The 13,521-nt window shown below is 49.0% G+C and carries 7 protein-coding genes and 2 pseudogenes; 7 read left to right on the top strand and 2 right to left on the bottom strand.

What is annotated here, in order from left to right; translation table 11 throughout:
* Nucleotides 1–4,990 (bottom strand): neuraminidase-like domain-containing protein (locus AC3Y5R_RS20955; protein ID WP_489922935.1); only part of this gene is annotated, 4,990 nt, incomplete at its 3' end.
* A gap of 837 nt (nucleotides 4,991–5,827) precedes the next feature.
* Here AC3Y5R_RS20955 and AC3Y5R_RS20950 point away from each other — a divergent pair.
* The 3 genes from AC3Y5R_RS20950 to AC3Y5R_RS20940 all read left to right on the top strand — a co-directional run bounded on the left by AC3Y5R_RS20950 (nucleotide 5,828) and on the right by AC3Y5R_RS20940 (nucleotide 8,578).
* Nucleotides 5,828–6,544, top strand: a complete 717-nt coding sequence (locus AC3Y5R_RS20950) for a helix-turn-helix transcriptional regulator (protein ID WP_489922934.1) — start codon at nucleotides 5,828–5,830, stop codon at nucleotides 6,542–6,544.
* Nucleotides 6,545–6,662: 118 nt separating this feature from the next.
* A complete protein-coding gene (locus tag AC3Y5R_RS20945; protein WP_489922933.1) occupies nucleotides 6,663–7,253 on the top strand; it encodes a hypothetical protein in 591 nt (196 codons plus the stop codon).
* Between the two features lie 635 nt (nucleotides 7,254–7,888).
* Nucleotides 7,889–8,578, top strand: a complete 690-nt coding sequence (locus AC3Y5R_RS20940; protein WP_489922940.1) for an IS6 family transposase — start codon at nucleotides 7,889–7,891, stop codon at nucleotides 8,576–8,578.
* A gap of 484 nt (nucleotides 8,579–9,062) precedes the next feature.
* Here AC3Y5R_RS20940 and AC3Y5R_RS20935 read toward each other — a convergent pair whose 3' ends face one another.
* A complete protein-coding gene (locus AC3Y5R_RS20935; RefSeq protein ID WP_489922932.1) occupies nucleotides 9,063–10,007 on the bottom strand; it encodes an AraC family transcriptional regulator in 945 nt (314 codons plus the stop codon).
* 222 nt (nucleotides 10,008–10,229) lie between these two features.
* Between AC3Y5R_RS20935 and AC3Y5R_RS20930 the strand changes: the two genes are divergently transcribed.
* From AC3Y5R_RS20930 to AC3Y5R_RS20915, 4 genes and pseudogenes are all read left to right on the top strand, one after another.
* The gene (locus AC3Y5R_RS20930; protein ID WP_489922931.1) at nucleotides 10,230–10,997 is read left to right on the top strand and encodes an SDR family NAD(P)-dependent oxidoreductase; all 768 of its coding nucleotides are present in this window, start codon (nucleotides 10,230–10,232) and stop codon (nucleotides 10,995–10,997) included.
* Nucleotides 10,998–11,053: 56 nt separating this feature from the next.
* The gene (locus AC3Y5R_RS20925; RefSeq protein ID WP_489922930.1) at nucleotides 11,054–12,121 is read left to right on the top strand and encodes an NAD(P)-dependent alcohol dehydrogenase; all 1,068 of its coding nucleotides are present in this window, start codon (nucleotides 11,054–11,056) and stop codon (nucleotides 12,119–12,121) included.
* Between the two features lie 44 nt (nucleotides 12,122–12,165).
* A pseudogene (locus tag AC3Y5R_RS20920) lies at nucleotides 12,166–12,869 on the top strand (IS6 family transposase).
* Nucleotides 12,870–12,905: 36 nt separating this feature from the next.
* Nucleotides 12,906–13,451, top strand: a pseudogene (locus AC3Y5R_RS20915) (aldo/keto reductase); the annotation flags it as partial.
* Nucleotides 13,452–13,521: the final 70 nt, after the last annotated feature.

Genomic DNA, 13,521 nt, shown 5'->3' with positions numbered 1-13,521 from the left:
CGTTTCTGGCTAACCACTGACAGGGGTGGGTCAGTTTTACTTTGGCAGGGTGGGTCACTATTTGAATGGTATTGACAAATAACTGGGTTTCCATTGAAAGAATACTGTTCAGACCGTTATTAGCACGTACAACCAGCTGTTTTGCAAACAAGGTGTTTACCCTGATTCGGTAAACGCCATACTGAAGATACTGGGCAGAGCTATCCGTACGGTTCAGGGTAATCACCGGCATGGAGCTTTCATCCACCCGGGTCAGCGTAATCGTGAAGATTTCGCTTCCCAGCGAGCGCAGATCGCCGGTGGGCGCATTGGCGCTCATGGTAAAAGTAACCTGAGCCGTGTTGCCACTGAATGTAGTCAGGGGAACAGATACACTTTTATTATTGAAACTGAACAGCGACTCATCAAAGCTGAACTTGGTGCGCGTGTCGGATGTGAAACTTTTACCTCCGACAACAAGTTTTACATTCCCCGCATATATACTGGTATCTATTTTTTTAAAATTACTGAATTTGAAATCATAGACCGCCGGAGGGAATGGATCACTCCGGCAGACATAGACATCTCTCATCTCCGAAACCCTGGAATCCGTACGCCACCAGAAGCCTTTACTGTTTCTTACAGTATTATATGATGATGTAGGTTTTGAATCAGAAATAGCGTAATAAACACTATAATTATAATATGATGGAAGCGGAGGAAGATATATGTAGTCGACATAGTTTTCTGATGGTGAGAAATACACACCTTTGTCATTTTCCCTCGTCACGCATTCAACACTGTAGTTCTGAGCACTGGCAAAAGAACCTACAGTCCGGCTCTCTGGCAGGTAAAACACATCTCCCATACTCCCTATATTTTTCATCATTTCAACATACGTGCGGGAACGGCCTCCTGCGTAACCATTATAAATGACGCGCGCGGTTGCGTTAAAATTAATGACAACATCATCCCCCGACAGTTCAGCAGTGACGTTTGACAGTTTGCCTCCTGTCATATACGTGTAATTCCCGTATCCCCAGTCCCCCCCATTTGAGGTGGTTCCTGAGAGGCTGATCCGGGTACTTCCGCCGGTATAAGGCGTGTTCAGCCTGACCGCCGAGGTGGTATCCAACTGTAAGTAGATATAACCTGCCGTTTTGGCGGCAGAGGCGGCCGGGATATTTTCAGTCGTTCCGTCCGTGTACAGGCTCAGACCGGCTATGCTGGCCGGTAACGTCGAATAGCTGTCCGCTTTTTTATAGAAGTAAATATAGAGCTTCTCCAGCTCTGCATCCTGGGCGCAGTACATGCCGGTATCAGCTATGTCAACCTTCTCCGGTGGCAGGGTATTCTGTGCCGGCATGATGGTTACCGGCGCGCTCCACGTACCGTCATGAAGGATGTGGGCATATTTCAGAAGGTATTCAACAGATTTTGTCGTCGTGCTGCCAGTGGTGGCCACTTCCCGGCTTTCCACCCACACAACATACAGTCTCGACTGGAAGATAACGGGGCGTACCAGGTCAGTGACCGGCGCAATACCGGCGGTAATTTTCTTCCATTCGCTCCATGCGTTGGCCGGCAGCCTGCCGTCAGACATTTTATCAATATCAGCCGAGCGCCAGTAATACTCTCCGATGGCCGACCTGCCAATCAGGTATGTCTTACCACTTTTGTCACTGACGCCGTCATGATAGCCGCTGATAATGTTAAGGTTAGCAATTTCCTCAAAACGGGTCATATAAGTTTTGAAGGCGGTCTCAACTGTGTCACTGGTCAGCTGGCTCTGGCTGAGCGACTGCAGCATTTCATCCATCATGCCGGTCTGCCCAATGCGCAGCGTTGGGTCTACATAGTTTTCCGGGTAGTAAACGAGCTGCGACACCCCGGCCCAGGTGCTGTAACGTTTGTTGTAGTTGTCCCAGTCGCTGGCAAAGAAGGTTTTCGACTTCACTGCGCTGACCACACCCTCTTCCTGACCGCTTAGCGCCCGGTTCACATACAGCTGCACGCTGGCAATCGCTTCTGCAATCCGCGTGGTTTTTATCTGTGCCGACACCTGATTATCAATCAGCAGCCAGCTGTAGAGTTGATCGCGGTTAGTCACCCATGATGGCGCGATATTCTTAATCACGTACGCACTGGCGGCGGCGCTGAGCGCTTCATCCAGGACGGCCTGCAACTGCGCGGTGTGCCGGACGTTAAGGCCTGCCTGCAGAATGTGGCTGGCGGCTACCCAGTCGTCATAAGAAGGCCGCTTATTCGGGTCCGTGTACATCAGGTTTAACAGCGAGCCAAGGGCTCCCGGCGAAATACCGAGCATGCTGGCCGCATCCAGCCACTGCAGCGCATCCCGCAGATGTATCCAGCTGTAGAAATACTCATAGGAGGAACACCGTGCCAGCGCATGGGTCAGCGCCTGCTCATCCAGGTTCATCGCCGTGGCCACCGTTTTAACGGGAAGATTATTTGTTTCGGAACCGGCTTTACCGCTCAGTGAGGTTATGACCTGGGTGGCACTTTCTCCGCAGCGGGCGAGGACGCCGTGCAACAGGGTCAGGTCACGTAACATTGCAATATCATGCGCCAGTACCGTGGCTTTCTCCGTCATAATTATGGGATGAGCCACCACCCATGACAGTTCGGTCGCACTGAGCGACGCCCTGCGGGCAAACAGGGTCAGTTGCCCCAGTACCTGGCAGAAGGAAACCAGCTGTATGGTTTCGGTATCATCATCAATCTTTTCTTTGGCCACGAGGTTCAGAAACGCCGTCACGGTAAGCCCCTGCGGCTTAAGCTGCCCGAGCCACTGCAGGATGGCCGCGGCCATTTCTGCGGAGTCCAGCTGCAATGCGGCGGCAATAAATGGCGCTGCAGCACTGATGTATTCCGCCTCGCCGGCATCATCACTGAACGTCTGATTTGCCAGGCCGTTTTTCAGCGTGGTCACCAGGTTTTCTATTTCAGGAGTCATCGCGGTGCCGTAACGGTCGGTGGTCATCAGGTACAGGTCGCTGACGGTCCAGTTCGTCTGCGCCAGCCACTGGGTATACTGCTCAATAAAGCTGACCAGCCCGGCCAGATTGGTACCGGAAAGTGATTCGATGGCCTGTGTGGCATAAGGCGAAACGGACAGCAGCGCGGCCAGTTCGGTCACGCTTAAACCGTGAACCTCTGCCAGCAGGCTCACTCGATACAGTTTGGACAGGTTGCTAATATTGCAGGTGAACTCCGGAGGAGTGGCGGTTCCGGTTGCCAGTGACCATAAAGTGTACAGTTCCGTATCATTGACCTGGAATGCCCGTTTCAGCACTCCGGTACGGAAGGTGTCGGTCATCCCGGCCGACTCCAGTTTAATAGTGGTGCCGTCGGCAGAGAACACCTGATTATTCAGCGGCGGGGAATTAAACAGGCGGGTGAAGATACCGGGCTGACTGCCATGGGCTGTCGAGCTGATAAATGCCCCGGAAAGTACCAGAGCAGTTGCGGCATCAACGCCATAGCGCTGCATGTAGGAATTTACCCAGAAAAGCTGGCTGAGTACTTCAGCAGTTATGGTCAGGTCACTGTTGCTGCTTTCAATAACTGTGCGAATATCTGACGGGGCAATGCCGGTGGCTTTGTAGAGGCGGATAAGTTTGTTTAATTTAAGAAGGAAGACATCAAAGGGAAAACTGCTGATATCATAATTAACATTGGCGTAATATCCCCCACCCAAACGGGTAACGCCGATATTAACAGTTTTTTTTATCTGCTCGTCAGATAAAGTAACCGGCAGGCTGACAGGGACACCGCTCCTGACATCAAAACTTTCACTGCTAAATATGTCTGTGGAGCCATATCCGCCGGTCCCCACCTGCATGGAGCCCGTTCTGGCGTTATTCACAATAGTGAAGTTAAATAAATAGTTATTCATACCTGTAGGGACGAGTTCAGCATACCCAAACTGATAAGCATTCCCCCCGGGAGTCCGCTGGATGAGAACTGCGCTGAGCTCTCCGTCTTCGGTATTGACCAGCGACACCAACTGGTCAGCTTTATAAAGCTGAACGCCTGGGTTAATTTCGGCTCCTGCGGTCACCAGACCCAGCAGTGATGCCATTTCGTCATACGTCAGTCCGTAGTAGCGGGCGAGATACCGGATGTTCCTGAATGCCGCCGCATTCATATTTTCTCCGAAATTTTTAGCCATCAGCGCAGCTACATTATTTTCCGTGATTTCTTCGGTAAGAATTTCATGCAGCTCGGGTGAAATGTCGGCCTGAATACTGAGCAGTGAAGCCGTATCCATTTTTGCGGCCACGGCCGGATTATTGCGAAAGGCGGTAAATTCCGGGTCCTGCAGGAGAATTGCCTGACGTGTGGCTTCATAGGGCTGGTGATAGGGCGTGGCCCCCGTCTGGCGATAAGTTGAAAGCATTTCCAGCACGCCGTCATAGTCTTTCGATTCCTTCGCCTGAATATTATTCAGGCACAACTCATTCGACAGGGAAAGGGTGGAAAGCTCATCGTCCATGTTGCTCTGAGAGAGGGACAACGAGGCGAGGTCCGGACGGCGTTTATCCAGGTGATAATCTGAGGTGGTATCATGCAGGCCTTTTGCCTCGCGATACAGCTCGGTCAGATAGCCCGCAGGAGAGAACATAGAGGCAACCGAGCCGGGTTTCACGAAGCTGCTGGCGCATGCCGGGAAAAGGTCATCATAGCTGCGCAGCATCGAAGACTGACGGATACCCAGCCGGACGGCGTTTGTCAGTTGCGGATTGGCGCGGCTGAGGATGCGGGACTCCGCCATTTTATTTTCTTTCAACTCTGTCTGCGCCTGCTGATACAGAAAGTTTTTTTCGCCCCACGTCAGGCTGTCGCCGGCAAGCTCTTTCACCTCAGAAAAAGAGCGGATCATAATATCTGATAGCGTAACCGGCCGGGTGCTGGCGAAGGCTGAACGTAGAGTGTCGTTTTTTTTGCTCTGGTTTAACTTATCCAGAATTGTATTCGTACTGTACATGATCAATCCTTTCTAATATTTATGTAATCAAATCTCTGAGCGAAAGATAACCCCCCCCCTCAGGGAAGGATGAAGGAAAATTAATGCTGATTTTTATTAAAGTAATTAAATGGCAATCATAATTAACTCGCCAATAATATTTACAAAACAAAGAAAATCACGCTCAATTTTTAAAGTGAAGCTTCCAAAAATTAAATTAATTACAATAAGAAAACTAAAAATAAAACATACGTCAACATAATTAATATATTGGTAATTATTCATTTTATAATGTAACGGGATTCTCTCCGGAATACATAACTAAATAAATTGTTAATGAAAAGTAAATGCAAATGAACTAAACGGTAATTTTCACCATCGATGATGTACTGCATTTGTAATTGCATAAACAGTGCAGTTATAATGGACTTAGAGATCCTTGCAAGGGGGAATGTTAATGAATACGCTCCATGTGTGCGTGAATGTTGAGCCTGAAGAATGGTAGCCCGGATTTTGAAAGGGTACTGCTTTCATCTTCTGACGCGCCGCGCCTGCTTAAGGAACTGGCCCGGTGCTTCAAGATTAAATGTGCGAACATCTGTATTTAACAAAATTTATAATGGCATACATGACAAGAGTCTTATCTGGTTTGCCATTAAAGGGGAATCTGGAAAATCAGTGAAACAGATAACCAGTACCTGGTATAAAAGCAGAGAAAATGCCTTACATTTCATTCAATCCAACGATTATACTTATGAGATGAAAGTCATACCATTTACGGGAGTGAATTTATTCACACCATTAAAAAATCACCTTGCTCCCACTCTTTTTTCGACATAACAGATAGATGATAAAATAATGAATAATAAATTTTTTTCTGATAACAGAAAAAACAACATAGTAAAGGAGATCCTTGAGAAGGAATTGGATAGTTTATTCAAAATAAAGTATGTCTATGCGGTCATAAACAAGTTTAATACTGATAACATAAGGATAATAAGTAACTTGCCTACCGTTCTTGTTTCCGAGTACCTTACCAGAAAGAAACAGAATATTGATCCGGTTGTTATAAATGCATTAAGGAGAGTAACGGCATTTGGCTGGGATGATGATCTGGAAATTAATTCAAACTGGAAAATGAAAAAAATATTCACTCCGATAAAACCTTATGAAATAAACAGAGGTTATGCATTTGTTCTTCATGACCATCTGAACAACCTGGCACTTTTATCGTTATATATAGAGGAGGGAAAAGTTAAAGAGATTAGCGAGTTAATTACTAAACATAAAGATTCTCTTCAGGGCCTGCTAATTAACACCCATCAATCACTAATGAATCACTATTCAAATGAGAAGGTTAAAAATATTAAATTAACTCCCCGTGAATCGGAAATACTTTTCTGGTGTACAACAGGAAAAACCTATCCTGAAATATCTCAGGCATTATGTATATCCCTTAGCACGGTTAAATTCCATACCAGAAAAATTGTTGAAAAACTGGGGGTCAGAAATATCAGACAGGCTGTCAGCTTGGCCGCAGAACTCAACTTGATAATCCTTTCTCCAAAGGATTAAGTACGATAAGGAGATATGTTGGCATAGTTATCAGGTTTTTGGAAATAACATGGAAATACATTGACTGCATCGAATTAATTTATAAATAGAGACCAATATTATAATCAAAGGAATTGATATGAAATGTAGACATGCAATAGAGTCTGAATTGGACGTCGCCTGCGATATTCTGGCCGAAGGTTTTTATAATGAACCATTACATAAAATTATATTCCCTGACGATGAAGATCGCCTTAATAAATTAAAGTGTTTTTTTCGCATTTACCTTGACCTTGCCAATAAGCGTGGCGGTACGCTGCTTTCCGAAAATAATACCGGAACAATGGTTTATTTCCGTCCGGGATCAATTGAAATGACAGCCAATGAACGCTCAGCTTTCGACAGGGTATTACGTAACGTATGTGGTCCGGATTATGCAGCCGCTAAAAGACTTAATAACGGACTCGAAAACTATCATCCCCAGGCACGGCCGCATTATTACATTTCACTTCTCGCGGTTCGCAGGTCATCGCGGGGAAGCGATGTTGTAAAGAACCTTTTCAGCACCTTAAATGATATCCTCGACGGTTCAGGTTATCCATGTTACGCAGAGTGCACAAGGTTCAGCACCCGGACCCTGATAAGACGATGGGGGTATGTTGATGCAGCCCCACCTCTGCGTATAGATGGATTTCCTGAACTCTATCCTGTCTGGCGTGAACCTCAGTGAATATAAGTTCATAATGCATTAAAAATAGTCAGATGAATGATTAAATTCTCAGCTGGCAAATGGTTTTTATGATACTTCTGTAACATATCGGGATTTTTATCTCGAGTATATATTGATATTCAGGCTACTGTTGAAATAATATCAAATTTTGCGACAGTGACTTGTTCAGTTTAAAGACATTGACATGCAATATTAAACAAAACGGGTTAATTCAACAGATTTGTACAAACTATACTTAAGTTCAGTTGCAATTTTTTCGCCTGAAAAGCACTATACTCATACTATCGATATATGTTTGTATTGTTGATAAGATGTAAGAAGTTTGAAAAATAAAAAGAACCCCGCTTTTGTTATGTTGCCAAGCCTGTCAGGGCAAAGCGGGGGAGGCCAATATAGCCGAATTGATCATGCTTAAAAAATATACCTCGTTATGGGGTATATGTAAAATCTTTAAACTAAAAATAGCTTATTTATTGTTGTGTTTTATCAATGCAGGAAGGAAAGATTTATGACCTTTCCTTCCGATTGAAGCCTGATAGTATGTGGGGTCTTAAGCCCAACCATACGAAACGGGTTCTGTCGCATTAAGGCGGCGTCAGGTAACATACTGTTTTTTTTTGCGATGTTACCTGCCCATTCCTCTGCTCCGAAAAGCCTTCAAACGCCTGCATTATCCCACCGATATTATTGCCCAGTGTGTCCGCTGGTATCTGGCCTACTTCCTGAGCCTGCGAAATCTGGAGGAGATGATGACAGAGCGGGGCGTGGTTGTTGACCATTCGACGCTTCACCGCTGGGTTATCCGCCTGGTGCCGCTGCTGGACAGGGCATTTCGCCCGCATAAACGTGCCGTGGGCCGCCGGTGGCGAATGGACGAGATGTATATCCGGGTCAGGGGTCAGTGGAAATATCTGTACCGTGCAGTCGATACGACGGGTCAAACCGTCGACTTTCTGCTGACCGCCAGGCGTGATGCGACAGCGGCGTTGCGCTTCTTTCGTAAGGCTATTCGCCATTACGGCGAACCTGAGGTGGTGACCATCGATAAAAGCGGTGCAAACACCGCTGCCCTTGCGGAGCTGAATGCTGGCAGGGAGGAGTACATTAAGGTCAGGCAGAGTAAGTACCTGAACAATCTGGTTGAGCAGGATCACCGGAATATCAAACGGCGGATAAAGCTGATGACGGGATTCAAATCCTTCCGACGGGGGCAGGCTATTCTGGCGGGGATCGAAATCATACACATGATACGTAAAGGACAGTATCAACATCCGCAAAGTAATGGACTGTCCCCCTCAGAACAATTTTATCTGTTGGCCGCTTAAAAAATCGGCAGCGCAAAGTTTGCTGACTTGCCTGCGCTAAAGCGACAAAACCGTTATTTTGCCCTCCACCTCATCGGGCATAGCTGCTTATATTTCGTGGTGAGCCGCGCGATATGCTATGACTTTCATTCTTTGCAGCGCGTCCAGATGCATTTTTAATGCGGCTTCAATATTGTCATATGCTGTGCTGCCCAGCAGCAGACATGGCGGGGGAAACTGCAGCAGTGCCAATGTAGCCGTCAAGCATTTTTTTGCGTATCGTTCAGCCCTTCCACTGCTCCAAACAGGCCAGCGGCTGGTAACATTGTGAGATGATTGGAATATTGCGCCGAAGGGCCTCACACCCTACTTTCCGCAAAATCGGCATATGCCTGTCGCATTGCGCATGTTTTTCGATGCTTTGAAAGCAGTGCCGCGTAAATGACCCATTTATCGCCCTGGAACGGCCGGGAATTTGCTGCTTTTCTTGCTCAAGGACAAAATTTTAATCGAGGCCGCTTCGTGACATCCGGAACGATGTTACGTCCTGAATAGGCGGCGCACCAAACATTCTTCGATATTCACGATTAAATTGCGTGGGGCTTTCGTAACCTACGCGTAAAGCAGCTATCGCCGCGTCTACGTTCTCGCTGCGAAGAATTCGGCGCGCTTCGTGCAAACGCAAATGCTTTTGATACTGCAAGGGGCTCATGGAGGTGATTTCGCGAAAATGATGGTGAAGGGTCGATATGCCCATGCCTGCGTGCTCAGCCAAATTTGCGATACTCATTGATTGCGCATAGTTTTCCCGAAGCCATGAGATAGCCTTGGTAGTCCGCTGGCTTCTTGTCCCTAACATAACGGTTTGACGGAACCTTGCCCCTGCTGAGCTTGTGAGAATTCGATAGATAATTTCGCGCTGTATTAGGGCACCAAGGTGCTCCAGGTCTTGCGGATGATCGAGCAGTCTGACCAATCTCTCAATGGCGTCAAACAAGTCAACGGTGGCCGGTCCCGTTGACATCCCAGTTGTTCCACCGGGAAGCGGCGCTTCGGGCGCCCCCATTCCGGCAATCATTTTTCTTGCAACAGGCAGGTTCAGCCGCATCAGTAGTGAAAGGTAAGGAGACGCCTTTGTGGCTTCCAAAACCTCAGTTACTGTCGGCAGGTCAACCGCGGTCAGTAGAAAGCGAGACTCATCATAAAGGTAGGTGGTTCTCCCGATCTGCACACGCTTGCTGCCTCGTACAATTATGGAGATGCTTGGCTCATACAAATAAGAGGTTCGGGGCATCGGTGTTCTGACCTTGGCGAAGCTTAAACCTGGGAGCGATGTCATTCGCTCTTCTTCATCGCCCACAAACATTGATATCTGGCGCGCCAAACGGTTGCGAATATTGGAAGTCTCGGCCCGGCGATGCCGATCAGTCTCGTCTGGTTCAAAAATCATGATGACCCTATACGTTTCTACTCACCCTTAAAGTATAACTATTTTCTTCAGCTCATTTTCCACTTTGCTCATAAATCAAGAGAATTAGGCAATGATCAGGAAGAATCGTGCTCACGACCAGCATGCCCTCCGCTCTACATTCGATATTGAGGATGGCGCGCTGCTGCCAGCTTTTGGCGGACAGGCCCTCGCGCCCCCTGAAATTTCATAAAGGAGTAAATAATGAACATGAGCAGATTAGAAACACTGTCTGGTACGGTCGCTTTGGTTACCGGGGCATCCAGTGGTATCGGTCAGGCAACCGCATTGAAACTGGCCGAGGCGGGCGCTCGTGTCGCTCTCATCGCGCGTCGCGTCGATCGCTTGGAAGCATTGGCCGAAAAAATCCGTGAAGCCGGTGGACAAGCGCTGCCGATCGAGGCGGACATCTCCTTATCCGGCGTTGCAAGCCAGACAATCGAGCAAGTCATCTCAAAGTACGGCCGCTTGGATATACTAGTCAACGCCGCTGGCGTAATGCTTAACGGGCCGTCGATTAGCGCTCCGCTCGAAGAGTGGGATCAGATGGTTGACGTCAATCTGCGTGGCTTAATGTACGTCACAAAAGCAGCCTTGCCGCACCTTGTCGCCTCAGTCACGACGAGCCCAAGAAAGGTCGTTGATGTTGTGAATATATCGTCCGTTGCAGGTCGTGTGGCCGCTGCACAGGTCGCAATCTACAACGCGACGAAATTTGCCGTTACTGGTGCTACGGAAGCCTGGCGACAAGAATTTACCAAACAATCAGTTCGTTTCTCTGTCATCGAGCCAGGAGCGACGGAGACCGAATTGTGGAAACAAGAGGGGCAATGGGAGGGCTTCAAGGCAGCGTTCGGCGAGGTCGAGCGCCTGTATGCGGAAGATATCGCAAACGCTGTTGAATTTATCGTGAAGAATCCGAGGCGCGTGGCGATCAACGAAATCGTAGTTCGTCCGACAGACCAGGCCTGACAAACTTGCCCGACCCGCTGACCAGGCCAGTAACACTCACAGAAGAGATATACCCTATGAAGACCTTCGGCTATGCTGCGCAAAACGCGCAGAGCAGGCTCGCTCCCCTGTCGTTCGAACGCCGCGCGCTCCGTGACGACGATGTAGCAATCGAAATCAACTATTGTGGCGTCTGCCACTCTGACCTTCATCAAATCCGAGATGAATGGAGGGGCTGGAATCCAACGGTGTACCCGAGTATTCCAGGTCATGAAATCATTGGTACAGTGATCGAAATTGGCCCAAACGTCATGCACTATAAAGTCGGGGACGCAGTCGCTGTCGGCACCATCGTTGACAGCTGCCGGGTCTGCGATCAGTGCCGTCGCGGTGAAGAGCAAATGTGTCGGGAATTCCCTACCATGACCTATAACAGCAGCGACCGGCGCGACGGCACGACCACTCTTGGAGGGTATGCCAAGCACATTATCGTTCGTGAAGAATTTGTGTTGCGGATGCCAGAGGGCCTCGATGCCGCGCGTGCCGCGCCGCTCTTATGCGCCGGCATCACAGTCTACTCGCCATTACGGGCCCGGAATGTCGGCCCAGGCAGTCGTGTCGGTGTCATCGGAATAGGTAGTCTTGGGCACCTGGCTGTGAAATTCGCTACTGGCCTTGGTGCTCACGTGACTGTTATCACGCGGACTGAGGCCAAGGCGGCGGAGGCACGAGCGTTGGGAGCCGATACAACCCTTATTTCTAACTCGGATGACGCAATGAAAGCAGCAGCGTCTTCGTTCGACGTCATCATTGACACCATTCCGGTTGAGCATGATGTATCTGCATATGTTCAACTGCTCGATGTTGAAGGAGCATTGGTGATCGTCGGCGCGCTTGGCAATATGGCCGGGTTTAATTCTCTACCGTTAATTATGGGACGGCGCCGTATTACCGGCTCGCCGTCGGGAGGCATCGCAGAAACGCAGGAAATGCTCGATTTCTGTGGGAAGACAGGGATATTGCCCGAATGCGAGATGATTGCTATAGCGGAAATCAATGAGGCTTTCGAGCGCATGGAGCGCGGCGAGGTACATTATCGCTTCGTTATTGATATGGCTACGCTATCAGAGGTTCTGTCGCATTAAGAAGTGGTCGGGTAACATACTGTTTTTTTCAATGTTGCCTGACCATGTCTCTGATCCGAAATGCCTTTAAACGGTTACATTACCCCGTCGATATCATCGCGCAGTGCGTCCGCTGGTATCTGGCCTACTCCCTGAGCCTGCGAAATCTGGAGGAGATGATGACAGAGCGGGGCGTGGTTGTTGACCATTCGACGCTTCACCGCTGGGTTATCCGCCTGGTGCCGCTGCTGGACAGGGCATTTCGCCGGCATAAACGTGCCGTAGGCCGCCGGTGGCGAATGGACGAGACGTATATCCGGGTCAGTGGTCAGTGGTCAGTGGTCAGTGGAAATATCTGTACCGTGCAGTCGATACGACGGGTCAAACCGTCGACTTTCTGCTGACCGTCAGGCGTGACGCTGCAGCGGCGTTGCGCTTCTTTCGTAAGGCTATTCGCCATTACGGCGAACCTGAGGTGGTGACCATCGATAAAAGCGGTGCAAACACCGCTGCCCTTGCGGAGCTGAATGCTGGCAGGGAGGAGTACATTAAGGTCAGGCAGAGTAAGTACCTGAACAATCTGGTTGAGCAGGATCACCGGAATATCAAACGGCGGATAAAGCTGATGACGGGATTCAAATCCTTCCGACGGGGGCAGACTATTCTGGCGGGGATCGAAATCATACACATGATACGTAAAGGACAGTATCAACATCCGCAAAGTAATGGACTGTCCCCCTCAGAACAATTTTATCTGTTGGCCGCTTAAAAAATCGGCAGCGCAAAGTTTGCTGACTTGCCTGCGCTAAAGCGACAAAACCTTTCCGAAGCAGGAGCACAGACCATCCGTCGTGCGCATGCTGTACAGCCGATAGCCGCCCTGCAGAGCGAATACTCACTGTGGTGGCGAGAACCAGAACAGGAAATCCTGCCGCTGCTGGAAGAACTGGGCATTGGATTTGTGCCTTTCAGCCCGCTGGGTAAAGGCTTCCTGACCGGAGCCATCAAAACTGGAGCGACATTTGGCGAAGACGATTTCCGCAGCAAAGTTCCACGCTTTGCGGCAGAAGCGCTGGCAGCCAATGAAAAGCTGGTCGCTTTGCTGGGAGAACTTGCTGCAGAAAAAGGCGTGACCTCCGCGCAAATTGCCCTGGCATGGCTGCTGGCGCAAAACCCGTGGATTGCCCCTATTCCGGGTACCACAAAACTGCACCGGCTGGAGGAAAACCTCGGCGCTGCTGATATCCTCCTCGCTCAGGAGGATTTGCAGAAGATTAGCCAGGCGCTTGAAACGGTGAAAATCGTTGGCGATCGCTATCCTGCATCTTTACAGGCTCGCGTGGGTCGTTAACACCTGAGCTGGCTTGCGGTATTCCCGAGGAAAGATCGGCAATTCGTTGAAGTTTTCTTTCACCATCAGT

The sequence above is a fragment of the Erwinia sp. 009765445 genome (genome assembly GCF_058137865.1).
This window is presented reverse-complemented; position numbering and strand designations above follow the sequence as displayed.

Coding starts and splice junctions, on each gene's coding strand:
- AC3Y5R_RS20950 (WP_489922934.1), top strand. CDS start 5,828: ATGAATAATAAATTTTTTTCTGATAACAGAAAAAACAACATAGTAAAG.
- AC3Y5R_RS20945 (WP_489922933.1), top strand. CDS start 6,663: ATGAAATGTAGACATGCAATAGAGTCTGAATTGGACGTCGCCTGCGAT.
- AC3Y5R_RS20935 (WP_489922932.1), bottom strand. CDS start 10,007: ATGATTTTTGAACCAGACGAGACTGATCGGCATCGCCGGGCCGAGACT.
- AC3Y5R_RS20930 (WP_489922931.1), top strand. CDS start 10,230: ATGAACATGAGCAGATTAGAAACACTGTCTGGTACGGTCGCTTTGGTT.
- AC3Y5R_RS20925 (WP_489922930.1), top strand. CDS start 11,054: ATGAAGACCTTCGGCTATGCTGCGCAAAACGCGCAGAGCAGGCTCGCT.